General features: G+C 70.6%; 21 protein-coding genes and 1 tRNA gene. 7 read left to right on the top strand and 15 right to left on the bottom strand.

All coding sequences use genetic code 11. From position 1 onward, the window contains the following. Nucleotides 1-1332, top strand: coding sequence for an MFS transporter (locus tag ABD716_RS09385; protein WP_344776151.1), 1332 nt, complete (start codon nt 1-3; stop codon nt 1330-1332). 286 nt (nt 1333-1618) lie between these two features. Then, on the top strand, nt 1619-2194 hold the full coding sequence (locus ABD716_RS09380) for a GTP pyrophosphokinase (RefSeq protein WP_425553424.1): 576 nt from the start codon (nt 1619-1621) through the stop codon (nt 2192-2194). Between the two features lie 47 nt (nt 2195-2241). On the opposite strand, the gene ABD716_RS09375 is transcribed toward ABD716_RS09380, so the two are convergent. The 4 genes from ABD716_RS09375 to ABD716_RS09360 form a co-directional block, all read right to left on the bottom strand. Next, nucleotides 2242-2511: a hypothetical protein gene (locus ABD716_RS09375; RefSeq protein ID WP_344776149.1), complete on the bottom strand. Its 270-nt coding sequence runs from the start codon at nt 2509-2511 to the stop codon at nt 2242-2244. Nucleotides 2512-2686: 175 nt separating this feature from the next. After that, nucleotides 2687-3193, bottom strand: coding sequence for a hypothetical protein (locus tag ABD716_RS09370; RefSeq protein ID WP_344776148.1), 507 nt, complete (start codon nt 3191-3193; stop codon nt 2687-2689). Nucleotides 3194-3222: 29 nt separating this feature from the next. Then, entirely contained in the window at nt 3223-3828 is a 606-nt protein-coding gene (dcd, locus tag ABD716_RS09365; protein WP_344776146.1) for a dCTP deaminase, read from the bottom strand. A gap of 64 nt (nt 3829-3892) precedes the next feature. Then, nucleotides 3893-4513, bottom strand: a complete 621-nt coding sequence (locus ABD716_RS09360) for a TetR/AcrR family transcriptional regulator (RefSeq protein ID WP_344776144.1) — start codon at nt 4511-4513, stop codon at nt 3893-3895. Nucleotides 4514-4573: 60 nt separating this feature from the next. Between ABD716_RS09360 and ABD716_RS09355 the strand changes: the two genes are divergently transcribed. Then, nucleotides 4574-5977 (top strand): MDR family MFS transporter, encoded by a 1404-nt coding sequence (locus ABD716_RS09355; RefSeq protein ID WP_344776141.1) that lies wholly within the window; start codon nt 4574-4576, stop codon nt 5975-5977. Here ABD716_RS09355 and ABD716_RS09350 read toward each other — a convergent pair. Next, nucleotides 5967-7610 (bottom strand): sensor histidine kinase, encoded by a 1644-nt coding sequence (locus ABD716_RS09350; protein WP_344776139.1) that lies wholly within the window; start codon nt 7608-7610, stop codon nt 5967-5969. The two genes, ABD716_RS09355 and ABD716_RS09350, sit on opposite strands and share 11 nt — an antisense overlap. Nucleotides 7611-7802: 192 nt before the next feature. On the opposite strand from ABD716_RS09350, the gene ABD716_RS09345 reads away from it, so the two are divergent. Next, nucleotides 7803-9101 (top strand): HNH endonuclease signature motif containing protein, encoded by a 1299-nt coding sequence (locus tag ABD716_RS09345; RefSeq protein ID WP_344776137.1) that lies wholly within the window; start codon nt 7803-7805, stop codon nt 9099-9101. A gap of 110 nt (nt 9102-9211) precedes the next feature. Here the strand turns inward: ABD716_RS09345 and ABD716_RS09340 are convergent, their stop codons facing one another. The 9 genes from ABD716_RS09340 to ABD716_RS09300 form a co-directional block, all read right to left on the bottom strand. Beyond that, nucleotides 9212-9904, bottom strand: a complete 693-nt coding sequence (locus ABD716_RS09340; protein WP_344776135.1) for a response regulator transcription factor — start codon at nt 9902-9904, stop codon at nt 9212-9214. 82 nt (nt 9905-9986) lie between these two features. Beyond that, nucleotides 9987-12551, bottom strand: a complete 2565-nt coding sequence (locus tag ABD716_RS09335) for a DUF4118 domain-containing protein (RefSeq protein ID WP_344776133.1) — start codon at nt 12549-12551, stop codon at nt 9987-9989. 10 nt (nt 12552-12561) lie between these two features. Beyond that, the gene (gene kdpC, locus ABD716_RS09330; protein ID WP_344776131.1) at nt 12562-13200 is read right to left on the bottom strand and encodes a potassium-transporting ATPase subunit KdpC; all 639 of its coding nucleotides are present in this window, start codon (nt 13198-13200) and stop codon (nt 12562-12564) included. A 25-nt stretch (nt 13201-13225) separates the two neighbouring features. Next, nucleotides 13226-15385 (bottom strand): potassium-transporting ATPase subunit KdpB, encoded by a 2160-nt coding sequence (gene kdpB, locus ABD716_RS09325; RefSeq protein ID WP_344776129.1) that lies wholly within the window; start codon nt 15383-15385, stop codon nt 13226-13228. Then, a complete protein-coding gene (gene kdpA, locus ABD716_RS09320; RefSeq protein ID WP_344776127.1) occupies nt 15385-17061 on the bottom strand; it encodes a potassium-transporting ATPase subunit KdpA in 1677 nt (558 codons plus the stop codon). The genes kdpB and kdpA overlap by 1 nt, the downstream gene beginning before the upstream one ends. Further along, nucleotides 17058-17147 carry a K(+)-transporting ATPase subunit F gene (kdpF, locus tag ABD716_RS09315; RefSeq protein WP_344776125.1) on the bottom strand — a complete coding sequence of 30 codons (90 nt, stop codon included), beginning with the start codon at nt 17145-17147 and terminating at the stop codon, nt 17058-17060. Before kdpF ends, kdpA begins: the two co-directional genes overlap by 4 nt. 160 nt (nt 17148-17307) lie before the next feature. Then, entirely contained in the window at nt 17308-18597 is a 1290-nt protein-coding gene (locus tag ABD716_RS09310; protein WP_344776123.1) for an SLC13 family permease, read from the bottom strand. Nucleotides 18598-18674: 77 nt separating this feature from the next. Beyond that, on the bottom strand, nt 18675-22580 hold the full coding sequence (locus ABD716_RS09305) for an ABC transporter ATP-binding protein (RefSeq protein WP_344776121.1): 3906 nt from the start codon (nt 22578-22580) through the stop codon (nt 18675-18677). Next, on the bottom strand, nt 22577-23050 hold the full coding sequence (locus ABD716_RS09300) for a MarR family winged helix-turn-helix transcriptional regulator (protein WP_344776119.1): 474 nt from the start codon (nt 23048-23050) through the stop codon (nt 22577-22579). The genes ABD716_RS09305 and ABD716_RS09300 overlap by 4 nt, the downstream gene beginning before the upstream one ends. A 252-nt stretch (nt 23051-23302) precedes the next feature. On the opposite strand from ABD716_RS09300, the gene lhgO reads away from it, so the two are divergent. Then, on the top strand, nt 23303-24532 hold the full coding sequence (gene lhgO / locus ABD716_RS09295; RefSeq protein ID WP_344776117.1) for an L-2-hydroxyglutarate oxidase: 1230 nt from the start codon (nt 23303-23305) through the stop codon (nt 24530-24532). 48 nt (nt 24533-24580) lie between these two features. Here the strand turns inward: lhgO and ABD716_RS09290 are convergent, their stop codons facing one another. Then, complete coding sequence (locus tag ABD716_RS09290; protein ID WP_344776115.1) at nt 24581-26041, bottom strand: cation:proton antiporter domain-containing protein; 1461 nt, start codon at nt 26039-26041, stop codon at nt 24581-24583. Nucleotides 26042-26158: 117 nt separating this feature from the next. On the opposite strand from ABD716_RS09290, the gene ABD716_RS09285 reads away from it, so the two are divergent. Both ABD716_RS09285 and ABD716_RS09280 read left to right on the top strand, forming a co-directional pair. Next, nucleotides 26159-26824 (top strand): phosphatase PAP2 family protein, encoded by a 666-nt coding sequence (locus ABD716_RS09285; RefSeq protein ID WP_344776113.1) that lies wholly within the window; start codon nt 26159-26161, stop codon nt 26822-26824. A 31-nt stretch (nt 26825-26855) separates the two neighbouring features. Further along, nucleotides 26856-26929: transfer RNA gene (locus ABD716_RS09280), tRNA-Gly, on the top strand. Nucleotides 26930-26953: the final 24 nt, after the last annotated feature.

The following is a 26953-nucleotide window of genomic DNA, read 5'->3' as shown; positions in this document are numbered from 1 at the left end:
GTGAGCACAGCGTCGCCTCTCGCGCAGTCGCCTGACGACATCAAGATCCCGACCCGGAAGATCCTCGCATGGGGCGCGTGGGACTGGGGTTCGAGCGCGTTCAATGCGGTCGCGACGACGTTCGTCTTCACGGTCTATCTGACGAGCAGGAGCTTCGGCGACACCGACCACACCTCGGCGCTGCTCGGCTGGGTGCTCGGCGTCGCGGGCGTGCTGGTCGCGCTGACCGCACCGGTCACCGGCGAGCTGTCTGACGCCGCCGGCCGCCGCAAGCTGTGGCTTGCGATCTTCTCGGCCCTCGTCGCCCTGTCGCTGCTCGCGACGGTCTTCGTGAAGTCCGAGCCGGGATTCCTGTGGTTCGGCCTCATCGCCGTGGCGGTCGGCACGATCTTCTACGAACTGGCGGCGGTCAATTACAACGCGATGCTCACGCAGGTCTCGACGGCGAAGACCATCGGCCGGGTGTCGGGCCTCGGGTGGGGCCTCGGCTACGTCGGCGGCATCGTGCTGCTGCTGATCGTGTACATCCTCTTCATCTCGGGCGAGGGCGGGGCGCTGCACGTCCCGACGGAGGGCGGCTGGAACATCCGCATCTCGATGCTCGTCGCGACGGTCTGGTTCGCGGCCTTCGCGATCCCGGTGCTGGTCGCCGTCGAAGAGCCGCACGTGCCGCGCGAGGTCGCGCGCGAACGCGGCTCGTTCTTCGGCGCCTACGTCACGCTGTGGCGCACCATCACCGAGCTGTGGACGCTGAGTCGCAACACGATCTGGTTCCTGCTCGCCTCGGCGATCTTCCGCGACGGCCTCACGGGCGTCTTCACCTTCGGCGGCGTGCTCGCCGCCGGCACCTTCGGCTTCTCGAGCGGCGAGGTCATCATCTTCGCGATCGCGGCGAACATCGTCGCCGGCGTCTCGACGATCGCCACGGGCCCCCTGGACGACCGCGTCGGGCCGAAGCCGGTGATCGTCACCTCGCTGATCGGGCTCGTCGTCGCGGCATCCCTCATCTTCTTCCTGCACACGGGTGGCGCGACGATCTTCTGGGTCTTCGCCCTGATCCTGTGCCTGTTCGTCGGCCCCGCGCAGTCGGCGTCGCGCACCTTCCTCGCCCGGCTGATTCCCGAGGGGCGCGAGGGTGAGGTGTTCGGGCTGTATGCCACGACGGGGCGCGCCGCAACCTTCCTCGCCCCGACCGCGTTCGCCCTCTTCGTCGACCTGTTCGGCCACCAGATCTACGGCATCATCGGCATCGTGCTGGTGCTGCTCATCGGCTTGCTCGTGATGATTCCGGTGCGGCCGGGGCAGGGGAAGCTCGCGGCGCGCACCCGCTAGCGCTTGCAACCCGGGTTTTGCGCCCCGCGCCGACAGATGCGCCTACGGCCGTGGACGCAGACGTCGGGCGGGGACGCAAAACTGACCGAACGGAACGCTCGCTCGCGGCATCCGCTCACCTTGTGTCCATAGGGTCTATGACGTGTCCAGCGACGTCGTTCCCCTCGGCCCCGTAGAACCTGCCGACAAGCGCATCGTGACCGAGTCCACCGAGGCGGTCTTCGAACAGCTCGGCGACAGCGCGCTGAGCGAGATCTACGCGTTGCGCGACGACTTCTCGCGGTTCATGATGCCGTACAAGTTCGCCATCGACGAGGTCATGACCAAGATCTCGATCCTGCGCGAAGAGTTCGCCGCGCTGCACGCCGAGAACCCCATCGAGCACGTGAACTCCCGGCTCAAGACGACGGAGTCGGTGCTCGAGAAGGTGGCACGGAAGGGTGTCGAACCGTCGTACCAGGCGATTCGCGAGGCGATCACCGACATCGCCGGCATCCGCGTCGTCTGCTCGTTCGTGAGCGACGTCTACCGCGTGTTCGACGCGCTCACCGCACAGGACGACGTGCGGGTCATCCAGGTCAAGGACTACATCGCGAACCCCAAGCCCAACGGCTACAAGAGTCTGCACGCGATCATCGAGATCCCCGTGTTCCTCTCCGACGGGCCCGTTCCCGTCGTCGTCGAGGTTCAGCTGCGCACTGTCGCGATGGATTTCTGGGCGAGCCTCGAGCACAAGATCTATTACAAGTACGACGCGGATGTCCCGGCCGAGATGCTCGAAGGGCTGCGCGAGGCGGCGGATGTCGCGGCCGATCTCGACTCGAAGATGGAGCGCCTGCACCACCAGGTGCGGCGAGCGTAAGGGCCGCAGCGCGGTTGGGGCTGCGCCTGCGGTTGCGCGCTGCGCGCCTACGCGCCGTGCTCGGGGCGCGCGGACTTGGGCAGCTCCTTGCGCTCCGCGCGCGTGAGCTGGGTCGCATCGGGCAGCCCCTTCGGCGGGCGGCCGCTGTACCAGAGCCCGGTCTGCTCGTACCACTGGACCTTGCGGTAGTGATCGTCGAGGGCGGCACGCACGGCCCCCTGGACCACGCCGTAGAGGATCCACGCGGCGATGGCGAACAGAACCAGATAGCCGAGGCCCGCGAAGAGCACACCGACCGACATCACCCAGGGACCCACGGAACTGCCTTTCGTTGAGGTGCCCCCAACCTAGCGGCACCCCAGACCATCGTCGAGGTTCTGCTCGATGTTCCGCGCTTCGCCGGCCGTCAGACGACCCCAACTGCCGTTCTCGCGGCGGATTGCGGCACCTACTGCCGTCTCGCGGGCCCGGCGGCCGGGGCGCGGCGCGGCGCTACGCCGTACGGACGCCGTGGAGCTCCTCGACGAGGCGCCAGGTCACACCCTCGTCGTCGGAGACCCAGCCCTGCCAGTCGTAGCCGTCTTCGCGGATGTCGGTGAAGTTCCACCTGATCGGGCGCCCGTCGTTCTGAGAGCCGTCCTGCCGCACGCCGCCCCGCCACGTCGAGGCGATCATGCTCGCGAACTCGTTGGAGTCGGGGGCGAAGAAGCTCACCCGCGCGATTCCTGCCTGGGGGTCGGCGACCCGCAGGCCGATCGCGACCGTGCGGCGCGTGCCGTCGGGCTCGGTGACGACCTCGAGGTCTTGGATCGCCCGGCCCTCGAGCACCCATGCGACGAGGTAGTCGAACTCGCGGGGCATCCACTCGCCCGTCTCTTCATCGAGTCGCTGACCTGTCACGTGCCACGACCCGACCAGCTTGCGGAAGTTGCGCAGACTGTGGTGCCCCTCGGCCAGCAGGGCCTCAACGAATTGCCCGGTTGCTGCGTCGAGTTCCATGCCGGCCTCCTGGTGGTGAGTGGGTGCGGTCAGTTCTCCGGTCGACCGGTCTCGGTGGACGAGACGTCGGTGCGGTGGAAGTTGAGGTAGCTGCGCGACGCCGTCGGGCCGCGCTGGCCCTGGTAGCGCGAGCTGTAGTCGGCCGACCCGTAGGGCTTCTCGGCCGGCGAGGTGAGCCGGAAGAAGCACATCTGGCCGATCTTCATGCCGGGCCAGAGCTTGATCGGCAGCGTCGCGACGTTGCTCAGCTCGAGGGTGACGTGACCCGTGAAGCCCGGGTCGATGAAGCCCGCGGTCGAGTGGGTCAGCAGGCCGAGGCGGCCGAGCGAGCTCTTGCCCTCGAGGCGGGCCGCCACGTCGTCGGGAAGCGTGACGCGCTCGAACGTCGAGCCGAGCACGAACTCGCCCGGGTGCAGGATGAAGGGCTCATCGCCGTCGACCTCGACGAGGTGGGTCAGGTCGGGCTGGTTCTCGGCCGGGTCGATGAACGGGTACTTGTGGTTCGAGAATAGCCGGAAGAAGCGGTCGAGGCGCACATCGATGCTCGACGGCTGGATCATTCCGGGCTCGTACGGGTCGAGCTGGATCCGGCCGCTGTCGAGTTCGGCCCTGATGTCGCGGTCGCTGAGCAGCACGCGGCCAGCCTATCCAAAGGGTCGCGGGCGATCTCGATGCGGATGCCCGAACCTCAGGCATCCGTCAGGGAGCGGCCGGGCGCATCAGGGGAAGCACGACCTCGTCGATGATCTCCTCGATCACCTTCTCGGGCACGGGCTTGAGCGTCATCAGCAGCTCGTGGCGATACAGGTCGAAGGCGACGCTCCTCACTCGCGGCGACAGCTTCGCGGTGTCGACCTCGCCGCGCCCGGCGGCGCGGTCGAGCACGATGTCGAGTGTGCTCGCACGGCCGGCGAGGAAGGTTTCGCGCAGGTCGGCGAAACTCGTGCCGGTTTCGGCGTAGTAGGCGCCGAGACGTGCACTCATCAGCATCGCGTATGGCGCGCGCGTGCGGTTGGCGCGCCGGAACAGCTCCAGCAGATCGCCGCGCAGCGAACCCGTGTCGGGCGCGACACCGCGGTCGCGCTGAGCCCAGCGCGCGACGGCCGCAGTGACGAGCTCGGGCTTCGAGGCCCAGCGTCGGTAGACGACCGCGCGGCTGGTCTTCGCCCGCTCGGCGACAGACTCGATCGTGAATCCGTCGTAGCCCTTCTCGTCCAGCTCGGCCCACGCGGCATCCAGCAGCGCGCTCTCGAGCTCCGCGCCGCGACGGCGCTGGCCCGGCTGCTTCGACGCATCCTGCGAATCTTCTTTAAGAGACATTGCGTTTCTTATCCTACCGCCCTACCTTTTAGATACAGAGTGTTTCTAAAAGGAGTGTCGATGTCCACCACTCAGGTCGAGACGGCCAAGGTCGACCCTGCCGCCTGGCGCAGCGTCTGGGCCGTGCTCGTCGGCGCCCTCGCCGTCATCTTCGACACGACGATCGTCGCCGTCGCGCTGCACACGCTGGCGACCGAGCTGCACACCTCGGTCGCGACGATCCAGTGGGTGAGCACGGGGTACCTGCTCGCGCTCGGCGTCACGATTCCGATCACCGGGTGGGCGCAGCGGATTCTCGGCGCGAAGCGGCTGTGGATCATCGCCCTCTCGATCTTCCTGCTCGGCTCGGTCTTGTCGTCGCTCGCGTGGGATGCCCCGAGTCTCATCGCCTTCCGCGTCGTGCAAGGTATTGGCGGCGGCGTGATGCTGCCGCTCATGTCGACCATCGTGATGCAGGCGGCCGGCGGCAGGGGCATCGGGCAGATCATGTCGGTCGTGAGCCTGCCCGCCGTGCTCGGACCCATTCTCGGGCCGGTCATCGGCGGCGTCATCCTGTCGCACCTGCACTGGTCGTGGCTGTTCTGGGTGAACGTGCCGTTCTGCGTGGTCGGCCTGGTGCTCGCCGCGATCATGCTGCCGAAGGACGGGCCGGTGCACCGCGCGCCGTTCGACCTCGTCGGCTTCGTGCTGATGGCACCGGCGCTCGTCGCCCTGCTCGACGGGCTCTCGAACACCAGCAGGGACGGGGGATTCGGGCGAGCCGACGTGATCTGGCCGCTCGTCATCGGCGTCGTGCTGCTGAGTGGCTTCATCGCATGGGCGCTGCGGCGCAGGGCGCGCGCCCTCGTCGACCTTCTGCTGCTGCGGCACTGGCCGCTGTCGTCGTCATCGATCCTGCTGTTCCTCTCAGGCATCACGCTCTACGGCGCGATGCTCGTGCTTCCTCTCTATTTCCAGCAGCTGCGCGGCATGACGCCGCTCACGGCCGGCCTGCTGCTCATCCCGCAGGGCGCCGGCACCTTCATCAGCCGCTCCTTCGCGGGGAAGCTCTCCGACCGCATCGGCGCGCGCTGGCTCGCCGTCGCCGGCTTCGCGATCGTCGCACTTGGCACGCTGCCGTTCGCGTTCGCCGGACTGCACACCAACGAGATCCTGCTGATGGCGGCACTGCTGGTGCGCGGTTTCGGCATGGGCATCGTGACGGTGCCGCTCATGGCACTCGCCTTCCGCGGACTGGAGCGGGCGGAGGTTCCGGATGCCTCGATCATCAGCCGCATCGCCACACAGGTCGGCGGCGCTTTCGGCACTGCGGTGCTGGCCGTCATCCTTGAGGGTGCGCTGGGCGCGGCGACGACGAGCGGCGGTGCGGTCGCGGCCTTCCAAGGCGCGTTCTGGTGGTCGTTCGGCTTCGCGGGGGTCGGCGTCGGCCTGTCGTTCCTGCTGCCCGGGCGGGTCAGGGACTGACCGGCACCTCCCACGTCAGGCGAGTGCCTGACCGCGTCGAGTCGATCGAGAGCGTGCCGCCGCGGGCGTCGGCACGGGCGCGCAGATTGGCGAGGCCGCTGCGGCGCGTGCTCTCGTCGACGCCGCCTCGCCCGTCATCCGCCACCTCGACGCGCAGCCGCCCCTCGGCGAGCGCGAGCGACACGTTGACGGTCTTGGCGTGGGCGTGCTTGACGGTGTTCGCGACCGCCTCGCGCACGACGGCGACGACGTCGTCGGCGAGCTCGGCGGTCACACTCGAGTCGAGCGCCCCCCGGAAGTCGATGCGGGGGCTGCGCAGCAGCTCGTGCCGGAACTGCTCGACGACGTCGATGACGCGGTGGCGCAGGGAAGAGGCATCCGTCTGCGTCGCCGTCATCGCGAAGATCGCGAGCCGGATCTGGCTGATCGCGTCGTCGAGCTGATCGGTGACGCGCATGATGCTGGCGCTCGCGTCCTCGCCGATGCCGGTGCCGAGCAGGCCCTGCAGCTCGAGCCCCGAGCCGAAGAGCTGCTGGATGACGTTGTCGTGCAACTCGCGCGCGATGCGCCCCCGGTCTCGGACCAGCGCCATGCGCTGGCGAGCGTCGCGCGCCTGGGCCAGCGCCAGCGCCAGGCTCGCCTGGGCCGCGAACTCCGAGGCCATCTGGCGGGTCGCCGGGCTGAAGGCGACCTGGTCGCGAGAGCGGCCGATGAGCAGCACCCCGCTGCTCGAGCCCTCGGCGGTGAGCGGCAGGGCGAGGGTCGGGCCGAGCATGCCGTCGTGGGCATACACGGCGGGCATGCGGTCGGCGAACTCGGGCTGACCGCTGAGGAACGCACGCCCGGCGAGCGAATCGGCGACGGTGGCCTCGTCGCCCAGCGCCTCTTCCCACCCGAGGCCCGAGACGGCGGCCACGCGCAAGGTGTCTGGCTTGCGGGCATCCGCTTGCTCGCCCGTCGCCGGAACCAGGACGAGCGCAACGGCCGCGTCCGCGATCTCGTGCACGCGCTCGGCGATGAGGGCGAGCGGGTCGTGCTCGTCGCCCGCGAGCAGCGCCGCGGTGATCTCGGCCGTCACGGCCGTCCACGCCTGGCGCCGGGCGGTCTCGGTGAACAGCCGGGCGTTCTCGATCGCGAGGCCCGCAGTGGCGGCGAGCGCCGTGACGATCTCTTGATCGTCGGCGGTGAAACCGCCCTCGTGATTGGTGAGGTAGAGGTTGCCGAAGATCGTGTCGCGCGAGTGCACCGGGACGCCGAGGAACTCGTGCATCGGCGGGTGGTGCGCGGGGAAGCCGACCGAGCGGATGTCTGCACCGATCTCGTCGATGCGGATCGGCTCGGGCGAGTCGATCAGCGCACCGAGCAGCCCGTGCCCCTCGGGCAGGTGGCCGATCGCGCGGGCCTGGTCGGGGTCGAGACCGACGTAGATGAAGCGCTCGAGCCGCTTGCCGCTCGGAGTGGTCGGCGCCGTCGCGGACAGGACGCCCAACGCCCCGTACTGCGCGCCGGACAGCTCGATGGCGAGCTCGACGATGCGGCGCAGCACCACCTCGAGATCCAGGGCGGAGACGAGCTGCTCGTTCGCCTGGATCAGGGCGCGCAGTCGCGCTTCAACCGATGTGCCGACGACCACGGCTTCAGGTTAGTCGCGCGGCGGGTGAGGCGGCCCGGCGGCGTCTGTGGCGTCGGTGGTGAGTGGTTGAGTGGGGGCGGATGCCTCGGGCCGCGGTCGCCTGTGGAGAGTGCGGGCTGTGTCGCGAATCTGTGGATACTTGTTCTATCTTTTCTATTGCGTTGCGTTGCCTTACGGCGTAGCTTTATTCCCATGAGTTCGGTCGGGTCCGGTGCCTCAATGGCGCTCACACAGCTGGCGGCGCTGCTGCCCGTGGACCCGTGCACGCTCACCGACCAGCAGGTGGTCGACTTCCTCGGCCGTGTCAGCGCCGCACGTCGTCAGATCGAGGCACTCGAGCTGGCCGGCGCGGCAGAGTTGAACCGCCGTTCCGACCCGGCCCCCGGCGGCGACTCGCTCGCCAAGCGGCTCGGCCACAAGACCGCCGCGCAGGCCGTCGAGGCGATGACCGGAACGTCCGGGAAGTCCGCCCGGCGGCTCGTCGCCGACGTGGAGGACCTCGCCAAGCTGCCCATCGTCGAGGCCGCGGTGCTCGACGGGCGCATCGGCCGCGAGAGCGCCGAGGCGATCGCCGGCGAGCTCACGAAGGCCGCAGAGGGCGTCGCGCCTTCCGAGGTGGCCGCGGTGGAAGCCGAGCTCGTCGAACTCGCAGCCGCAGCGCCGGCCGACCGGGTGCGCGAGGAAGCCCACAAGCGCGCCGCCCACCTCACCCCCGACCTCGTCGAGCAGCGGGCCGCAGCCGCGCACGAGAAGCGGTACTTCTGGATCGGCAAAGAGGAAGGCGGCCTCGCGCGCGTGTCCGGACTGCTGCCCGTCGAGCACGCCGCGACGATCCGCACCGTGCTCGACGGCTACGCCAGCCCGAAGCGCAAGGTCACCTTCGAACCCGGCCCCCAGGCACCCGTCGATCCCCGCACCATCGGCCAGAAGTACGCCGACGGGCTGCGTGACGTCTTCGCCGCCCACGCCCGTGACGCCGACACCCTCGAGGTCGGCGGCGACCACCCCATGGTCTGGGTCACCACCACAGAGGCCGAGCTCGCCGCCGGCACGGGCCTCGCCTTCATCGCCGGGTCATCCGAGCCGACCAGCGTCAGCGTCGCCCGGAAGGTGGCCTGCAGCGGCGGCCTGCAAGAGGTCGTCCTGACTGAGGCAGGTGCGTTCCTGCGCCTCGGGCGCACCAAGCGCGGCTTCAACCGGCGCCAACGCCGCGCCATGGTCGCCAGAGACGGCGGTGAGTGCATCATTCCCGGTTGCACCGTGCCCGCGTACCGCGCCGAAGCCCACCACGTGGTCAGTTGGCTCGAGGGCGGCCCCACCGACGTCGACAACGGTGTCCTTCTGTGCCCCTTCCATCACGACCAGGTCGAGAGCGGCCCGTGGCAGATCCGCATGGTCGATGGACGACCGCAGGTGCGCTGGTCCTACGGCGGCACGGTCGCCGATTGGCAAGCGGTGACGACGAGCACCCAGGCACCCGTCAGTCCCTGACTTTGCACGCGGGGGAGAGCTCTGCCCGGCGCGCGGGGCTGGGCGGCCGTGCGCGGTGTGGCCGTGCGCCGGGCGGCCGTGCGCGGGGCGAAGCGCGTGCCGCCGCCGGATCATTCCCCCGTGGGCGCGAAGCGATAGCCCATGCCTGCCTCCGTCAGCAGGTAGCGAGGCGCCGACGGCTCTGGCTCGAGCTTCTTGCGCAGCTGTGAGAGATACAGCCGCAGATAGCCGGTGTCGGCGGTGTGGTTCGGGCCCCAGATCTCGGTCAGGATCGTCTCGCGCGTCACGAGGCGATCGGGGTTGCGCACAAGCAGCTCGAGCAGTTGCCACTCGGTGGGCGTCAGGCGAACGGATGCCTCATGCCCCGGCTCCCCGCGAGAGACCCGGCGCGCACCGAGGTCGACCGTCACGTCACCGAAGCGCACCACCGGCGCGTCGTCCCCACCCGTCTTCCGCCGGCCCAGGGCGCGGATGCGCGCGAGCAGCTCATCGGTCTGGAACGGCTTCGTGACGTAGTCGTCGGCGCCGAGATCGAGCGCCTGAACCTTGTCGAACGAGTCCGTGCGGCCCGACACCACGAGAATCGGCACCGTCGACCAGCCGCGGATGGCCTGGATCACGGCGAGGCCGTCGAGCTCAGGCATCCCCAGGTCGAGAACGACGACGTCGGGGTGGTCGTACACGACCCGGTCGAGCGCCTCTTTGCCGTCGCGCGCGAGCACGACGTCGTGGCCGTGCGCGGTCAGGATGATCCGCAGCGCCCCGAGGATCTGCCGATCGTCATCGGCGACCACGACCTTCATCGTCTGCCTCCACCCGGTGCCACACGGCGACACCACGATAGTCGGGCCGTCATGACGTCGCGGGCGGCGGCCGTGCTGGTTCTCACCCGGCGGCCCCCGTCTCGGCGCACGGCAGTGACACGACCATTGTGAGGCCGCCGCCCGGGGTGTCCTCGGCGTCGAGCGTGCCGCCCATTCCCTCGACGAACCCGCGAGACAGGGCGAGGCCCAGGCCGATCCCGGTCGTGTTGTCGGTGTCGCCCTCGCGCTGGAACGGCTGGAAGATGGCGCCCTTGCGGTCGTCGGGAACGCCGGGCCCGCTGTCGACGACGCGCAGCTGGACCCGGCCCTCGAAGCTGCTCGCGCTCAGCCGCGGCGGCGCGGTCGAGAAGCGCAGGGCGTTCGCGAGCAGGTTGACGAGCACCCGCTGCAGCAGCACCGGGTCGGCGCGCACGAGCGGGATCGGGTCGTGGATATCGAGCAGCACATCGCCGGGCGCCACGCCCAGCTCTTCGAGAGCCGAGGGCAGCACGTCGTCGACCTCGACGTCCTCGAGGTTCACCGCGAGCACGCCCGCCTGCACGCGGCTCACGTCGAGCAGATTCGTGACGAGGGCGTTGAGGTTCGCGAGGCTCGCCTCGGCCGTCGCGAGCAGCTCGTCGCGGTCTGACTCAGACAGGCGGATGCCCGCGGACCGCAGGCTCGTCACCGACGCGGTCGCGGCGGCGAGCGGTCGCCGCAGGTCGTGGCCGAGCGCGGCCAGCAGTGCGGTGCGCACCCGGTCGGTCTCGGCCAGGGGCGCGAGCTGCTCGGCGGTGTCGGCCAGATCGCGATGCTCGAGCGCCGCGTCGAGCTGCGTGACGATCGCGGCGAGAATGCGCCGGTCGGAGCCGGCGAGCGGCGGCCCGACCAGCTCGAGGGTGGCGCGGTCGCCGACGGGTTCGGTGTAGCTCGCAGCGCCGCTCTCGACCTGTTCCCGTTCCGGACGTTCCCGCCCGGTGCCGCGGGCGCGCGTGTCCGGAACGGGAACAGGTTGGTGCCGCGTGGCCGTCGCCTCAAAGAGCACGCTGCCGTCGCCGGCGACGAGCCGCGCGACCTCCAGCCCGAAGGCCTCGCGCGTGCGCGAGACGAGCGCTGCGACGGCATCCCTGCCGCGGATGACGCTGCCCGAGACGGTCGCGAGCACCTCGGACTCGGCGGCCGACCGCCGCGCGGCGCGGCTGCGGCGCGCCGCCTGGTCGACCACGAAGCTGACCAGCACGGCGCTGATCACGTAGAGCAGCAGCGCGAGCAGGTGCAGCGGCTCGGCGATCGTGATCGTGTAGTACGGCTGCACGAAGAAGTAGTCGAGGGTCAGACCCGACAGCACGGCGGCGAACAGGGCCGGCCAGATTCCGCCGACCAGCGCGACGATGACGACCAGCAGCTGGAAGCCGAGGGTGTCGCTCGTCAGCGCCTCGGGTGTGCGCAGATACCACAGCGACGCGGTGAGCGCCGGGCCGAGGACGACGGCGAGGACGAACCCGAGCACCAGGCGTCGGGTCGTCAGCGCCCCGCGCGCCTTCGGAAGCACGAGTGCGTGCGTGCCCGCCGCCTGGTGGGTGACGATGTGCACGTCGATGTCACCGGATTCGCGGATGACGGTCTGGCCGACGCCCTGGCCGGTGAGGAATGCGAGCAGTCGGCCGCGGCGCGAGACGCCGATCACCAGCTGCGTCGCGTTCGACGCCCGCGCGAAGTCGACGAGGGCCCGCGGCACATCGTCGCCCACGACCTGGTGGTACGAGCCGCCGAGCTTCTCGACGAGAGCGCGCTGCGCGGCGAGCGCACCGGGGTGCGCCTCGCGCAACCCCTCCTGCCCCGTGACGTGCACGGCGATCAGCTCGCCGCCGGCCGCGCGGGCGGCGATGCGGGCGCCGCGTCTGATCAGCGTCTCGCCCTCTGGACCCCCGGTGAGCGCGACCACGACGCGCTCCCGCGCCTCCCACTTGGAGTCGATGCCGTGCTCGGCACGGTAGGCCTGCAGCGCCGTGTCGACCTCGTCGGCGAGCCACAGCAGGGCGAGCTCGCGCAGCGCGGTGAGGTTGCCGAGACGGAAGTAGTTGGACAGGGCCGCGTCGATGCGCGTGGCCGGGTAGACGAGTCCTTCCGCGAGGCGGTCGCGCAGCGCCTGCGGAGCCAGGTCGACGACCTCGATCTGATCGGCGGCGCGCAGCACGGCATCGGGGATCGTCTCGCGCTGCACGATGCCCGTGATCTGCTCGACCACATCGTTGAGGGACTCGATGTGCTGGATGTTCACCGTCGTGAACACCGAGATGCCGGCATCCAGCAGCACCTCGACGTCCTGCCAGCGCTTCTCGTGCTCCATGCCCGGCGCGTTCGTGTGCGCGAGCTCGTCGACGAGCGCGATGTCGGGATGCCGCTCGAGCACGGCCTCGAGGTCGAGGTCGGTGAGCTCGACCCCGCGGTGGTCGATCGCCCGACGCGGGGCGACCTCGAGCCCCTCGAGCATGGCGGCCGTCGCCGCGCGGTCGTGGGTCTCCACGACCGCGACGACGACGTACTTGCCCTCCGCCTTCAGGCGCCGGCCCTCTTCGAGCATGGCGTAGGTCTTGCCGACTCCCGGCGCAGCGCCGAGCAGCACGCGCAACCTGCCTCTGCCCATCGCGTGACCCCTATCTGTTTCCCGCTGGATCCATCTTGGACAGCTCGAGGTTCAACCAGACGACATTCACGTAGGGCTGGCCGAGGTAGCCGAGGTCGCGCCCGTGCGTGTTCCGGTCGACGAGCGTGCGAACGGATGCCTCATCGAGGCCGCGCGTCGCGGCGACCTTCGCGACCTGCAGCTCGGCGTAGGCGACCGAGATGTCGGGGTCGAGGCCGGAGCCCGAGGCGGTGAGCGCGTCGGCCGGGATCTCGGCCGCCGTGACCCCGTAGGTCTGCTCGATGACCTTCTTGCGGTGCTCGATGGCTGCGACGAGATCGGGGTTGTTCGGGCCCCAGTTCGAGCCGAGCGAGGCATTGGCGTCGTAGCCGTTCGGCGCGGAATCCGAGGTCGCCGCCGACGGCCGCGACTGGAACCACTGCGTGAGCGGCTTCCCGTGTGCGTCGGTGAAGGACTGGCCGATCAGCGCGGAGCCGACGGTGCCGGCATCCGTCTCGATCTTCGAGCCGTTCGCCTGGCTGTGGAAGCCGAGCTGGCCGACCGCGGTGATGACGAGCGGGTAGGCGATGCCGAGGCCGACGGTCAGCACGATCATCGCGCGGATCGCCACCCCGTACTGGCGCATCGCGGCGCGCGTGGTGGAAGGCATTGTCAGTTCTCCTTGAAAGGGGTGCTCAGAACCCGGGGATGAGGCTGATCAGCAGGTCGATCAGCTTGATGCCGATGAACGGCGCGATGATGCCGCCGACGCCGTAGATCAGCAGGTTGCGGCCGAGCAGCGTCGAGACCGTCGAGGGGCGGTAGCGCACACCGCGCAGCGCCAGCGGGATCAGCGCCACGATGACGAGCGCGTTGAAGATCACCGCCGAGAGGATCGCCGAGTCCGACGAGTGCAGGTGCATGATGTTGAGCGCCTGCATGCCGGGGAACACCGCGACGAACATGGCCGGGATGATGGCGAAGTACTTCGCCACGTCGTTGGCGATCGAGAACGTGGTGAGCGCGCCGCGCGTGATGAGCAGCTGCTTGCCGATCGTGACGATGTCGATGAGCTTCGTCGGGTCGCTGTCGAGGTCGACCATGTTGCCGGCCTCTTTCGCGGCGCTCGTGCCCGTGTTCATCGCCACGCCGACGTCGGCCTGCGCGAGCGCGGGGGCGTCGTTCGTGCCGTCGCCCGTCATGGCGACGAGCTTGCCGCCGCCCTGCTCGCGCCTGATGAGCGCCAGCTTGTCTTCCGGCGTCGCCTCGGCGAGGACGTCGTCGACGCCCGCCTCCTTCGCGATGACGGATGCCGTCACGGGGTTGTCGCCCGTCACCATGACCGTGCGGATGCCCATGCGGCGCAGGTCGGCGAAGCGCTCTTTGAGGCCGGTCTTGACGACGTCCTTCAGGTAGATGGTGCCGAGCAGGCGGGCGGTGCCGTCAGCTGCCCGCTCCGCGACCGCGAGCGGGGTGCCGCCGAGGCCCGAGATGTGCGCGACCTGCGACTCGAGGTCGGCGCGCGCCTCGGCGAACTCCGGCCCCGTGGCGCTCTCGGCGACCCACGCGAGCACGGCGCTCGGGGCGCCCTTGCGCAGCTGCCTGCCGTCGGGCTGGTCGACACCGCTCATGCGCGTCTGCGCGGTGAACGGCACGACGGTTCCGGCAGCGCTCCCGCCCTCCGCCGGTCGAGTAGGTCGCTCTGCGACCGTATCGAGACCGTCTTCCCGCCGAGAGAGCTTCGCGGCGAGCACGACCACTGACTGTCCTTCCGGCGTCGGGTCGGCGACGGAGGCGCGAGCGGCGGCCTCGATGAGCTCAGCGGTGTCGGCGCCCGTCACCGCGCGGAACTCGGCCGCCTGCCGGTTGCCGTAGGTGATCGTTCCGGTCTTGTCGAGCAGCAGGGTGTTCACGTCGCCGGCCGCCTCGACCGCGCGGCCCGACATGGCGAGCACGTTGTGCTGCACGAGGCGGTCCATGCCGGCGATGCCGATCGCCGACAGCAGCGCGCCGATCGTGGTGGGGATGAGGCAGACGAGCAGCGCGACCAGCACGGTGACCGTCGGCGCGGCCTTCGCGAAGCCGGCCGTCGGCCCGAGCGCGAGCACGACGACCACGAAGATGATCGTGAGGCTCGCGAGCAGGATGTTGAGCGCGATCTCGTTCGGCGTCTTCTGCCGCGCGGCGCCCTCGACGAGCGCGATCATGCGATCGACGAAGGTCTCACCCGGCTTCGAGGTGATCTTCACCACGATGCGGTCGGAGAGCACGCGCGTGCCGCCGGTGACGGCGCTGCGGTCGCCGCCCGACTCGCGCACGACGGGCGCGGACTCGCCCGTGATGGCGGATTCGTCGACAGAGGCTATCCCCGCGACGATGTCGCCGTCGCCGGGGATCAGCTCGCCGGCGGTCACCACGACGATGTCGTTCAGCGTGAGCTCGGCCGAGGCGACCGACTCGGTGCGGGCCGCTTCGGCCAAGGCATCCGCGTTCGGGTCATAGCCCAGCACGCGGTTGGCGAGCGTCGTCGTGCGCGTCTTGCGCAGCGTCGCCGCCTGCGCCTTGCCGCGGCCCTCCGCGACAGCCTCGGCGAGCGTCGCGAACAGCACGGTCAGCCACAGCCAGACCGCGATCCACCACGTGAAGGCGTTCTCGGCGGCGGCAGCCGGGTGGGCGAAGAACTGCAGGAAGACGGCGAGCACCGTGGTGAGCGCGGCACCGACCTCGACGATGAACATGACGGGGTTGTGCCACAGGGCCCGCGGATACATCTTGCGCAGGGCCTCGGGCAGGCTCGTCCAGAGCTGTCGCGGGTTGAACGCGCCCGCCTGGGCGCGAGCGGGAGCGGTGGTCATCAGTGCAGTCCTTCTGCGATGGGTCCGAGCGCGAGCACGGGGAAGTAGGTGAGTGCGGAGACGAGCAGCACGGTGCCGATGAGCAGCCCGACGAACTGCGGGCGGTGCGTGGGCAGCGTTGCGGTGGTCACCGGGATCCTGTCTTGAGCGGCGAGCGAGCCGGCGAGCGCGAGCACGAAGGCGATCGGCAGCAGCCGCCCGAGGAACATGGCCGCGCCGAGAGAGGCGTTCAGCCACGGGGTGTTGGCCGTGATGCCGGCGAAGGCCGAGCCGTTGTTGTTCGCCGCCGAGGTGAAGGCGTAGAGCACCTCGCTGTAGCCGTGCTGGCCCGGGTTCCACATGCTCGTGTGCTCGAGGTCGTGCATGATCGGCGGGATCGCGAAGCTGAGCGCGAGACCGACGAGCACGAGGGTCGGCGTGGTGAGGAAGTACAGCGAGGCGAGCTTGATCTCGCGGGCGCCGATCTTCTTGCCGAGGTACTCGGGCGTGCGGCCGATCATCAGGCCGGCGAGGAACACGGCGACGATCGCCATGACGAGCATGCCGTAGAGGCCGGTGCCCACCCCGCCCGGCGAGACCTCGCCGAGCATCATGTTGATGATCATCATCATGCCGCCGAAGCTCGTCATGCTGTCGTGCATCGACGCGACCGCTCCGGTCGAGGTGCTGGTGCCGGTGGTGTCGAAGAGCAGCGAGCCGATGATGCCGAGGCGCTGCTCCTTCCCCTCCATGGCGCCGCCGGCCGCGGCGATCGCGCTGTCACCGCCGCCGTGCAGCTCGAACAGCGTTCCGGCGACGAGGGATGCCGTGAACAGCACGCCCATGGCGGCGAGGATCGCGTAGCCCTGGCGGTTGTCGCCGACGATCCGGCCGAAGGTGCGCGGCAGGGCGAACGGGATGAGGAGCATCAGGAAGACCTCGAAGAGGCTCGTCCACGCCGTCGGGTTCTCGAACGGGTGAGCGGAGTTCATGTTGAAGAACCCGCCGCCGTTGGTGCCGAGCTCTTTGATGACCTCCTGCGAGGCGGTCGGGCCGCCGGGCAGGTGCTGCACGCCGCCCGCGATGGTGTGCACCGTCTCCACCTGGTTGAAGTTCTGGATGACGCCGCCGGCGATCAGCACGACGCTGCCGACGATGGCGATCGGCAGCAGGATGCGGGTCACGCTGCGGGTGAGGTCGACCCAGAAGTTGCCGATGGTGCCCGACTTCCGCAGCGCGAAGCCGCGCACGAGCGCGATCGCCACGGCGATGCCGACCGCGGCCGAGACGAAGTTCTGCACGGCGAGCCCGGCGAACTGCACCGTGTAGCCGAGGGTGAGCTCAGGCGAGTACGACTGCCAGTTCGTGTTGGTCATGAACGAGATCGCCGTGTTGAAGGCGAGCCCGGGCGGCACGTTCGGCAGGCCGAGCGCATACGGCAGCCATTCCTGCACCCGCTGCAGGATGTAGACGAAGAACACCCCGACGACCGAGAAGGCGAGCACGCCGCGCAGATAGGCGGGCCAGCTCTGCGCGGCATCCGATCGGACCCCGATCAGGCGGTAGAAGCCGCGCTCGAGCCCGAGGTCGCGCGTCGTCGTGAAGGTGTGCGCCATGTAGTCGCCGAGCGGGCGATAGACGAGCCCGAGGATGACGGCGAGTGTGGCGAACTGTGCGAGGAAGAGCCAGAGATTCACAACTTCTCCGGCTTCAGAAGGGCGTACACGAGGTACGCGAGCGAGGCGATGGCGAGGGCCGCCGCCACGATGTCGAAGAAGATCACAGCTTCTCGACCCCCTTGGCGGCGAGCGCCACGACGACGGCCAGGGCGATGATGCCCAGGATCCACAAAATGTCCACGAGTGACGAGTGAAGACCCGCGGGCGCGCGGCATCCGGCGCCCTAACGGAATCCTCACGGGGCGGCGGGGAACCCTAACGCGATCAGAACGGCCAGAACACCGGCACGAGGGCGACGGCGACCACGAACGACCACGCCGACACGATCGAGCCGAGTCGCCAGAAGTCGCCGAAGCGGTAGCCGCCCGGCCCGTAGACCGAGAGCGTGACGGCATTCGCGAAGGGCATCACGAACGAGGTGCTCGCCCCGAGGGCGACGCCGAGGATCATCGGCAGCGCCGCGACGTGCAGGTCGGTCGCGGTGGCGACGGCGATCGGCAGCATCACCAGCGCCGACGAGGTGTTCGAGATGAACTGGCTGAGCACCCCTGTGACGAGGAACAGCCCGATGAAGACCGCGTAGGGCCCGAGGCCGCCGATGCCTGTGACCACCTGGTCGCCGAGAAGGCCGGCGGCGCCCGTCTTCGACATCGCGACCGCGGGCGCGATCATCGCCCCGATGAGAATGCAGGTGCTCCAGTCGACGCCCGCCACGAGCCGCGGCACCGTGACGACCCGCAGCAGCACCATGAGCACGGCGCAGATCGCCGCCGCGATCGCCGCGGGCACCACGTTGAACGCGAGCAGGCCGATGAGCAGGGCGAGCACGGCGAGCGCCAGGTAGGCGCGCGGGCCGAGGGCGACCGCGGGGGCCGGGGATTCCTGGGCGGGAAGAGCGCCGCTCGAGGCATCCGGCAACGTCTGATCGACGACCGCCGGTCGGCGCTCGGGCAGCAGCCGCCTGCCGAGCAGCACGACGATGACGATGGTGCCGATCACCTGCGGGACGCCGACGAGGGCCCACGCGAAGAAGCCGAACGGGCCCGCGCCCGCCGTGTCGATCTTCTCGGCCGCGACGACGTTCACCGGGCTGCCGAGCAGGCTGAGGTTCGCGCCCGCCGTGCACGCGAACGCCAGCGGGATCATCAGCTTGGAGGGCGCCGTCGCCGTGCGCGCGGCGATGCCCGCGACGATCGGCAGCATCGCGACGGCGGCCCCGTTCATGCCCATCAGCGGGCTGAGCACGGCCCCGATGGCCATGATCGCCACGAGCCTCGTGGTCGGGCTGCCGCCCGCGCGCCGCAGCAGCAGCTGACCGGCCCAGGCCGCGACCCCGGATTCCTCGAGCGCCACGGCGATCGAGAAGAGGGACACGAGCAGGACGACCACCGGGTCGCCGAAGCCGCTCAGCGTCTCGCGCATGGTGAGCACGCCGGTGAGGAAGAGCACGAGTGCCGCCCCGACCGCGACGATGACCGCGGGGACCCGGTTCCACACGAAGAGCACCATCGCGAGCACGATGGTCGCCAGTGTGATCACGATGTGCGGTGTCACCGCTTCCGATCCTGCCGCAGACGTGCCCGCTGGTCGAGTAGCTCGCTCGACCGGCGAGCGCGGGCGGGGCGGCGGCGCTACGCCGCGCGCTGCGAGGCGAGCTCGAACGCCCGCCACATCTCGGCGTAGTGGCCGCCCGCCTCGAGCAGCTCGTCGTGCGAGCCGACCTCGAGCACACCGCCGCCGCCGAGCACCACGATCCGATCCGCGGTCTTGGCCGTCTGCAGCCGGTGCGCGATCAGCACGGTCGTGCGACCGGCCGCCACGCGGTCCATCGCGGCGGTGACCCGCGCCTCGGCGGCCAGGTCGAGGTTCGAGGTCGCCTCGTCGAGCAGCAGGATCGCCGGGTCGACGAGCTGCGCCCGCGCGAGCGCGATCAGCTGCCGCTGCCCGGCCGACAGCGAACGCCCCCGCTCGGAGATGGGCTGCAGATAGCCGTGCGGCAGCGCGGCGATGAACTCGTGCGCGCCGACCGCGCGGGCGGCGGCCTCGACCTCGGCATCCGTCGCCTCCGGCCTGCCGTACGCGATGTTGTCGCGCACCGTTCCGGTGAACAGGAACGCCTCCTGCGGCACATAGCCGAGCTGCGCGCGATATGCGGCGAGGTCGAGTGTGCGCACGTCGTGGCCGTCGACGCGGACCGCGCCCCGGTCGACGTCGTAGAAGCGCGCGAGCAGCTTCATCACGGTGGACTTCCCGGCGCCCGTCTCGCCGACGAGCGCGATCGTCTCGCCCGCGGCGATGTCGAGGCGGATGCCCCGCAGAGCCTCGGGCGGCGTGGGCGGCGCGACCTCGACCGGCTCGACCCCGCGGGCATCCCGGGGCCCGCGCTCCTGCGCGCCGGGGCGTGCCGTGACCGCCGGGTAGGCGAAGTGCACGTCGTCGAGCGTGATCGCGCCCGTGAGTCGGCCCGGCACGAGCGGCTCGGCGGCGGCGGGCGTGAGGCTCTTCAGCGCCATCAGCTCGGAGATGCGGCGCACCGAGATCGTCGTCTGCTGCCACGCGTCGAACACCTGCGAGAGCTGCTGGATCGGCGAGAAGAACATATCGACATAGAGCAGGAACGCGATCAGGGCTCCCGTCGTGAGGTGCCCGTTCAGGATGAGCCAGGCGCCGAGTCCCAGCACGATCGCGTCGGCCACCGACGACAGGAAGGCCACGAAGGGGAAGTAGGTCGCGACCAGCTTCTGCGCGGCGACGCGCGCCTCGAGGAACGAGTCGCCGAGCGCGTGGAACTGCCGCTTCGTCGCGGCCTCGTGCACGAACGCCTGCGCCTCGTGCACCCCCGACAGGCTTTCCTGGAAGTCGGCGTTCACCGCCGCGATGCGGTCGCGCGCCTGGTCGTAGAGCACCGCGGCGCGGCGTCGGAACGCCACGGTCGCGAACGCGAGCGGAATGATGACCAGCAGCACCGCGCCGCCGAGCAGCGGGTTCACGATGAGGATCGCGACCCCCACGCCGACGAAGGTCACGAACGACACGAGCGCCGCGAGCAGGCCGTTCTGCACCAGCTGCTCGAACTGGTCGATGTCGGTCGTCATGCGGGTCATGATGCGGCCCGCCATCTCGCGCTCGTAGTAGTCGAGCGACAGCCGCTGCAGCTGGGCGAAGATGCGCACGCGCAGCGAGAGCATGACGCGCTGCGCCGTGCGGCCCATCACGAAGGTCTCGGCGATCTGGTCAAAGAGGTCGACGAGCGTGACGAGGAGGAACAGGGCGGATGCCCCGAGCACGGCGTACGTCGACCCCGTGACTACCCCCTCGTCGATTCCGCTCTTGACCAGCACGGGGCCGACGAGCCCCGCGACGGCGTCGATCACCACGAGCAGCAGCCCGAGCAGAAGCGGCCGGCGGTAGTCGGCGAGCAGGGAGCGCAGCGAGAAGTGCGGCCTGTGGGCGCCCTCGCGGTCGATGTCGACGTCTGGGACGTCCTTCACGGGCGGCAGCTTGTCGACGCGGGCGATCAGCTCGGGGGTGGCGGCGAGGCCGCGGCGCATCATGCCGCCCCCGCCGGTGCCGCCGAGGCCGGGGCCGAGGCTGGGCGCGGCGGGCACGGGCGCAGCGGCAGCAGCGGCACCGCGGCCGGGGGCATCCGCGTCGCCCCGACGCCACGCGGCCGCCGTCACCCTGCCGGAATAGGCGGCGACGGCGTCGACGTCGCCGGTCGCGGCGGCGCCCCCGGCGGGCGCATCGCCGTCCTCCATGCCCGAGAGCAGCGCGCGGTAGGCCGCATTGCGCTCCATCAGCTCGTCGTGGCCGCCCTCGTCGACGACGCGGCCGCCGTCGACGAGCACGACCCGGTCGGCGAGGTGCAGGGTCGACTGCCGGTGCGCGATCAGCACGACCGTGCGGTCGGCCATGACGTCGCGCAGCCCATCGTGAATGGCCTCCTCCGTGCGGGCGTCGATCGCGCTGGTCGCGTCGTCGAGGATCAGGATGCGCGGGTCAGCGAGGATCGCCCGCGCGAGCGCGACGCGCTGCCGCTGGCCGCCCGAGAGCGACAGGCCGCGTTCGCCGACGACCGTGTCGTATTTCTTGGGCAGGCGATCGATGAACCCGTCGGCTTGCGCGAGCCGCGCGGCGCGCTCGATCTCGTCATCGGATGCCTCGGGCCGGCCGTACGCGATGTTGGCGCGCACCGTGTCGCTGAACAGGAAGCTCTCTTCGAAGACGACCCCGATCTGCGAGCGCAGCGAGTGCAGCGTGAGACGGCGCACGTCGATGCCGTCGACGCGCACGGTGCCGGCCGCGTCTCCCGAGGAACTGACGGGGTCGTAGAAGCGTGGGATGAGCATCGCCGCGGTCGACTTGCCCGAGCCGCTCGCGCCGACCAGCGCCACGCGCTCGCCCGCCGCGACGCGCAACGAGAAGCCCGTGAGCGTCTCGTGCTCGCCCGCACGGCGGTCCTGCTCGTACGAGAAGTGCACGTCGTCGAACTCGATCTCGCCTCGGGCAGGCGTTCCGAGCGGGGTCGCGCCGGGGGCGTCCGCGATCGCGGGCGGCGTGTCGAGCAGCTGGGCGATGCGCTCGACGCCCGCGCGGGCCTGCTGCGCGATGGCGAGCATTCCGGCGAGCTGGCGGGCGGGCGCGAGCATCTGCGCGACATAGGTCGAGAAGGCGAGGAACGTTCCCAGCGTGATGCTGCCGTGCAGGGCGAGGATGCCGCCGAGCGCCAGGATGCCGACCTGACCGAACGCCGGGATCGACTCGAGCAGCGGCTGGAAGCGAGACTGGATGCGCGTCGACCGCATCTGCGAGCCGTAGAGCCTGGTCGCGGAATCCGTCAGCCTCTTCAGCTCGCGGCGCTCCTGCCCGAACGCCTTGACGACGCGCACGCCGCCGGTGTCCTCGTCGACGATCTGAACGAGCTCGCCCTCCTTCTGCTGCGCGTCCCACGTGGCGGGGAACACGCGCGAGCGCATCCGGTAGCTCACGACGACGAGCGCCGGGATCAGAGCAAGGCCCACGAGGGCCAGCAGCGGCGAGAGCACGAACATCACGACGAGCGACAGCACGAGCAGCACGACGTTGCCGCTGACGATCGGAAGGAAGTTGAGCAGCATCATGACGAGCCCCGAGTCGGAGTTCGCGCGGGCGACGAGCTGCCCCGTCGGCATGCGGTCGAGATTGGTGAAGTCCATCGACTGCAGGTGGTCGTGCATGTCGTTGCGCAGGTCGTTCTGCACCTCGAGCGCGACCTTGCCGCCGCGGTAGCGCCGCAGTCGGTTGAAGAAGAAGGTGGCCGCGGCGAGCGCGATGAGCGCGGCGAGCCAGACCCAGAGGCTGCCCTGGTGGTGGCCGATGACCGTGTCGACGATCTGCCGGGCCACGAGCGGCGTGAGCACCTGTGCTCCGCTGCCGAGCAGGGCGGCGCCGAGCGCGAGGTAGAGGCCCGTGCGGTGGCGCAGCACGTAGGACCACAGCCGCGCCACCCAGTTGATCTGCTGCGGGGAATCGCCGGCCGACGTCGTCGCGCGGGTCATTCGGCCGCCTTCAGCTCTGCCCGCCGCGTCGCCTGCTGGGCGGCGTGATGGCGCTCGATCGCGTCACCGAGCTCTGCGAGGGCGCGGATGCCTGCGCCGGGCTCGTTCATCAGAGAGGCGATCGCCCCCACGCGCTCTGCGAGGCGCGCCTTGGCCTCACGCACCTGCGCCTCTCCCGCCGCCGTGAGCGCGAGCGCCAGGGCGCGCTGGTCGCCGTCGACCTTCGCGCGCGTGACGAGCCCGCGCTTCGTGAGCGAATCGACCGTGGCGCTGATGGCCGGCTTGCCGACGGCGAGCCGCTCGGCGAGGCGGCTCGCGCGGTCCTCGCCGGCGTCGAGCGCGCTGAGCACCCGGAAGTCGGCGAGGCTGAGCGGCGCTGCGGAGCGCTCGAGCATGCGGGCGAGACGCGCGACGGCGTCGACGGCGGCCTCGAGTGAGGCATCCGCTCGCTCGGCTGCGTGACTGTTCATGGTCTGAACTATACGCGGGATTGTTCGCCCTCTGAACTATCCGTTTCCGCGGGCAGCGCGCGAGGGGTGCACGTTCTTGTTTTCGCCTCTGTCCGAATCGGCCGAAACGCGGCAATTCGTACAAGTTCCTTTTGTGAGATGTGTGGGGGGCCGAGCACAACTCGTGCGCGATGAGGCTGAGTCGCTGGTCGCCGGCCGAGCGTCATCCGCCGCGGGCCATCCGCCGCGGGTCATGAGCGCTAGCGTTGCCGCATGCTTCCGCCGCTCGCACGCCCGCGCCGCATCGCCGTCATCGGCGGCGGCATCGTGGGGGTCGCCCTTGCGCGCGCCCTCGCCGTGCGCGGGCTGGGCGAGGTGGTGGTCTATGAGAAGGAGCGGCGACTGGCCGCGCATCAGACCGGGCACAACTCCGGGGTCGTGCATGCGGGGCTGTATTACGCGCCGGGAAGCCTGAAGGCCGAGCTGTGCACGCGGGGGCGCGGGCAGATCAGGGACTTCTGCCGCGAGAAGGGTCTGCCGTATCGCGAGGTCGGCAAGCTCGTGGTCGCGGTCGACGAGTCCGAGCTGGGGCCCCTCGCCGAGATCGAGCGGCGCTCGCGCGAGAACGGCGTGCCCGACCTCGAGCGCATCGACGACCCGGCGCGCATGCGCGAGATCGAGCCGCACGTCGCCGGCATCGCCGCGGTGCACTCCCCGCACACCGCGATCGTCGACTACGCCGCCATCACCGAGGCGCTGGCCCACGACGCCCGCGGCGCGGGTGCGGACATCCGGCTGGGCAGCGAGGTGACCGGGCTGCGCATCATCGGCGAGACGGCGCACGTGGCCACGCCGCACGACGAGCGCGAGTTCGACCTCGTCGTCGCGTGCGCCGGGCTGCAATCGGACCTCGTCGCGAAGCTGGCCGGCGCCGACGCGAGCCCCCGCATCCTGCCGTTCCGCGGCGAGTACTGGCAGCTCTCGGCCGAGGCGAACGACCTCTGCCACGGAATGATCTACCCGGTTCCCGACCCGCGGTTCCCTTTCCTCGGGGTGCACTTCACCCGCGGCGTCTACGACGACGTGCGGCTGGGGCCGAGCGCCGTGCCCGCGCTGGCGCGCGAGGGCTACTCGTGGGCGCGCATCTCGCTGAAGGACACGCTGGGATCGATCGCCTGGCCCGGCGCCGGCGCCCTGCTGCGCGAGCACTGGTACATGGGCGTCGACGAGATCAGCGCCTCGCTGCTCAAGCGCCGCTACTTCGAGAAGGCGCGGCGCTTCGTTCCCGAGCTCGCCATGACGCACCTGGCCGGCAAGTCGGCTGCCGGCGTGCGCGCGCAGGCATGGGGGCGCGACGGCAGCCTCATCGACGACTTCGCCGTCGACCGGCTCGGGCCCGTGACCCTCATCCGCAATGCGCCCTCGCCCGCGGCGACGAGCTCGATGGCGATCGCCGACCACGTGATCGAGCGATTCCTGGGCGAGCGGACGCCGGCCGCGTGAGAGCCCCGGGCCGGCTCGGCGCGGCCGAACGGAGGCCCCGGCGGCCGCTCACTCGCGCTCGGCGCTGAACAGCCGCCCGAGCTCGAGCCCGTCGTCGATGTCGGTGAGCACGACGTCGCCGGCCCGCAGGCGCGTGCTGGTGCGGATCTGCAGCATGTGCCCCTCGCGGCTGGCGAGGGCGATCCAGGCCGAATCGCCCGGGATCAGCTCGCCGACCTCGGCCCCGTCGGCGCGCGACCCGGCCTCGACCGTGTGCCGCTCGAGGTTCTCGGGCGGCGCGGCGAAGCGCACGTCGAGCGACCAGGGCCGCGTCTCGACCTCGCGCATCGGAACCCGGAACAGCCGGCCGAGCGGCGGCACGAGGCCGCCCTGCAGCACGACCGAGACGAGCACCACGACGAACACCACGGCGTAGAGCTCGTGCGCGCCGGGGGTGCCGGAGCTCACCACGAGCAGGCCGAGCAGAATCGGCACCGCGCCCTTGAGGCCCGCCCAGAGCACGAACGCCCGCTCGCCCCAGTCGATGCGGATCGGCAGCGTGACGAGCCCGACCAGCACGGGGCGGATCACGAAGATCAGCAGCAGCGCGATGCCGAGCCCGGTCAGCCACACCGACGGCCGCAGCACATCGTCGAGCTGCACGGTGAGGCCCAGCACCGCGAACGCGACGATCTCGGCCAGGCTGGCGGCGCCCGACGAGAACCGGGTGATCTCGGTCTTGTACGGCGCGCGCACATCGCCGATCAGGATTCCGGCGACGAAGATCGCGAGGTACCCCGAGCCGTGGGCGACCGTGCCCGCACCGTAGAGGAAGACGCCGCCCGCGATCGCGATCACCGAGGCGAGCGCCTCGTTCGGCAGCACCAGCCGCCGCAGCAGCACCCGCAAGCCGACGCCACCCGCGACGCCGACCGCCGCGCCGATGCCGAGCTGCAGCAGGAACTCGAGCGCACCGCTGCCGACGGCGGCCCAGCCGGTGCCCGAGGCGGCGAGCAGGCTGGCCATGATCGCGATGCCGACGGGGTCGTTCGCGCCGGACTCGCCCTCGAGGATCGTCCCGCTGCGGCCGCCGATCTCTTTGCGCCCGAGCACCGAGAACACGACGGCGGGGTCCGTCGGCGACAGCGCGGCGCCGAGCAGCAGCGACGCCGTCGGGGCCAGGCCGAAGACGAAGTGGGCGGATGCCGCGATCGCGGCGGCCGTGAGCGCGGTGCCCAGAATCCCGAGCCACATGATCGGCCCGGCCGCCGCGCGGAATCGCCGCCAGCCGATGTGCATGCCGCCGTCGAACAGGATGACCGCGAGCGCGACGCTCACGATGCGCTCATCGAGCAGGCGGCCGTGGGCCGACACGGGCGGCAGCGCGAGCGCGGCGAGGGCCGCCGCGACGAGGAAGAAGGCCGGCGCGGGAATCCGGACGCGCTGACTCACGAGTTGCGAGAGCACGGCCAGCGCGATCGCCCCGGCGACCACGGTCACGATCAGCGCGAAGGAGTCAGTAGCTGCCACGCGGGTCCTTCCGTCTGCTCTGCATCACTCTGCCGACCAGGCTTCCCGGCGCACCAGCCCCCAGCCTATCGGCGGCGCTGCCAGGCGATGCGGCATCCGCTCGGGCACGATGGGCGCATGCCACAGGACGCCCGCCGCCCCCGCACGGGCCTGCTCGTGCCGGGCATCCTGCTCATCACAGCGAGCGTCGGGCTCGGCATCGCCCTCGAGGCCGACACCCACCTGCTCGAACTCGACGCCCGCTGGGCGCGCGGGATCGTCGCGACCCGCGGGCCGGTGGGCGACGCGATCGCCCTCGCCTTCGACCGCGTCGGCGGGGGAGTCATCGGCATCGTCGTCGTGCCCCTGCTGATCGCCGCGGTGCTGCTCGCCCGGCGCCACTACCGCACGCTCATCGTGTATCTCGCGGCGTCGCTCGCGAGCGGTCTCGCCGTGCAGGTCATGAAGCACCTCTTCGCGCGCGAGCGGCCGGAGCACATGATCGTGATCTCCGACTTCGGGTCGTTCCCCTCGGGCCACACCGCGAACGCCGCGACCGCCGCCGCCCTGCTCGTCCTGTTCCTGCCCCGTGCGTGGGCGGGCGTCGCCGCCGTCGCCTACGTGCTGCTGATGGCGGTGTGCCGCACGTATGTCGGCGCGCACTGGCTCACCGACACGATCGGCGGCGTGCTCGTCGGGGCGGGCGTGGCGCTCCTCGTCGTCGCCCTCGCAGACCGCCTCGCGCCGCGGCCGCGCGAGAATCCGGGTGGCGAACGGATCGCACCGCCCAGGAACACCCCATAAGATGGCTTCTGCTCGGGGCAACCCGGGCAGCGCCGATGTAGTTCAATGGCAGAACTTCTGCTTCCCAAGCAGACAGCGCGGGTTCGATTCCCGTCATCGGCTCCACGATCCGAAGGCGTTTAGCACCAC

Origin of the sequence: Gryllotalpicola kribbensis (genome assembly GCF_039538245.1) — a bacterium.
GTDB lineage: Bacteria > Actinomycetota > Actinomycetes > Actinomycetales > Microbacteriaceae > Gryllotalpicola > Gryllotalpicola kribbensis.
The sequence above is the reverse complement of the archived record's forward strand: the minus strand, read 5'-3'. Positions and strand labels throughout refer to the sequence as shown.